Source organism: Nitrosomonas sp. Nm33, assembly GCF_900107265.1.
In the GTDB taxonomy this organism is placed as follows: Bacteria; Pseudomonadota; Gammaproteobacteria; order Burkholderiales; family Nitrosomonadaceae; genus Nitrosomonas.
In genome coordinates this window covers 1-1,777 of record NZ_FNPJ01000152.1, presented here as the reverse complement: position 1 = coordinate 1,777, position 1,777 = coordinate 1, and the positions used below count along the sequence as shown (strand labels likewise).

The following is a 1,777-nucleotide window of genomic DNA, read 5'->3' as shown; positions in this document are numbered from 1 at the left end:
GTACTCCAAGCGGGGAACTCGCGGGGTAATTGCCGCCATTGACAACCTGTTTTTAAAACATACAAAATTGCATTTACCACCTGGCGTAGACTTACCTCTCTCGGCCTTCCTGCTGCTGATACCGGTAGGTGGGGTTTCAAGTAATACCACGCTCCAGAGCTTAGGTTGCTCGGATAACGCTTCTTCCGTTTTTTGGTTGATTCATAAAATGGTGAATGTTAACAAACAGCAAAAATCGCTACATCAGCTAGCTCTCACAATTTCCAAACAGTTTCTTGGAAATGGAATAATTATTAAGAAGGCAGTAGTCAGATTACATGGATGCTGTTTTTCTTAGTGTCACGTACTGAGGGAAAAATGCATGCAATTGCATTATTGCTTCCCTTGTTTGTTATCATTAGCATTAATTTATATTAAAGCTGGATTGATTTGATTGATTGCTACTCCTTCGTGTCAGCTGGCGATCTGTTTTGCTTAGCAACATTGATTAACCTAAATTTGAGGAGGTTATCATGCGACGAATCTATTTTCTTGTTCCCAATATTAACGTTACGAGGCGTGTCGTTGATGAACTGCTTTTGGCACGAATCAAAGAGAAGAACATCCACGTGATTGCTAAGCGCGGCACACCGCTCGAGGAATTGCCTGAGGCCAGTCTCCTGCAGAAGAGCGATTTTGTTCCTGCGGTGCAACAAGGATTGACGCTCGGTGGAACGACCGGTTTACTCGCCGGATTGGTTGCTATCGCCCTTCCTCCTGCCGCACCAGTCATTGCGGGTGGTATCTTGTTGGCAACAGCGCTTACAGGTGCGGGTGTTGGTGCATGGGTAAGCGGGTTGGTCGGAATGAGTGTGGGCAATAGACGGATTAAAGAGTTCGAAGATGCAATAGAATCAGGTCATTTTCTAGTATTGGTCGATGTGCCAGCGGATCAGGTGGATAAGATCGAAGAGCGTATAAAACAGCATATACCCGAAATAGAAGTCAAAACTACGGAGCCGACAATACCTGCGTTTCCTTAATGGAAAAGAGTCAAATCGCTTCCTGCATTTGAGGCTATCCAATTGCTCGGTAAAAATGGATTGTTTCCAGGTACTTTGAGCCTAGCGATACCCTTATGAAACTCATAAAAGAAGACGATCATAGGCTCGAGCAAAGGCGATCATAAAGATGATTGGTCTTCGGCAGGGGGAATCATAAGGTCTTCAAGTTTGAAATTGAAAATAGTTGGTAAGAGCTGTTTTTGAACTTAGATGTTTAGTCCCGCAGTATGGTGGTGTAATATACAATCAGCTACTGAAGGAGGAATTATGGGACAGATACTGCATGGAAGAGTCCGTACGACAGAGGCGACCCGTCGAGCGATACAACATAGTCAAGAGAGCCTGAACGTTCTGGCGGAGCGTCACGGGATTAATCCGAAGACGGTGGCGAAGTGGAAGAAGCGGGACTTCGTTCACGATGCGCCGATGGGACCAAAGGAACCTGCGTCGACCGTTCTGACGAAGGAGCAGGAGGCCATGTGCGTGGCTTTCCGCCGGCATACGCTACTGCCTTTGGATGACTGCCTGTATGCCTTGCAATCCACGATCCCCCATCTATCCCGCTCATCCCTGCATCGCTGCTATCAACGCCACGGCATCAGTCGGTTGCCGGATGTAGATGGTGATAAGCCCGCGAAGAAGAAGTTCAAGAAGTATCCCATTGGATACTTTCATATCGACATCGCTGAAGTGCGCACCGAGGAAGGCAAACTCTATCTGTTCGTCGCCATCGA

General features: G+C 46.9%; 1 protein-coding gene and 2 pseudogenes. 2 read left to right on the top strand and 1 reads right to left on the bottom strand.

Going from position 1 to position 1,777, the window contains the following annotated elements; all coding sequences use genetic code 11:
• Positions 1–113, bottom strand: a pseudogene (locus BLV54_RS15150) (transposase); the annotation flags it as partial.
• 399 nt (positions 114–512) lie between these two features.
• On the opposite strand from BLV54_RS15150, the gene BLV54_RS15145 reads away from it, so the two are divergent.
• Both BLV54_RS15145 and BLV54_RS15140 read left to right on the top strand, forming a co-directional pair.
• Positions 513–1,022, top strand: a complete 510-nt coding sequence (locus tag BLV54_RS15145; RefSeq protein WP_090572405.1) for a DUF1269 domain-containing protein — start codon at positions 513–515, stop codon at positions 1,020–1,022.
• 288 nt (positions 1,023–1,310) lie between these two features.
• Positions 1,311–1,777 (top strand): annotated as a pseudogene (locus BLV54_RS15140) (IS481 family transposase); the annotation flags it as partial.

Bases quoted from the DNA above. Each gene is read 5' to 3' on its own strand.
- BLV54_RS15145 (WP_090572405.1), top strand. From the start codon at position 513: ATGCGACGAATCTATTTTCTTGTTCCCAATATTAACGTTACGAGGCGT.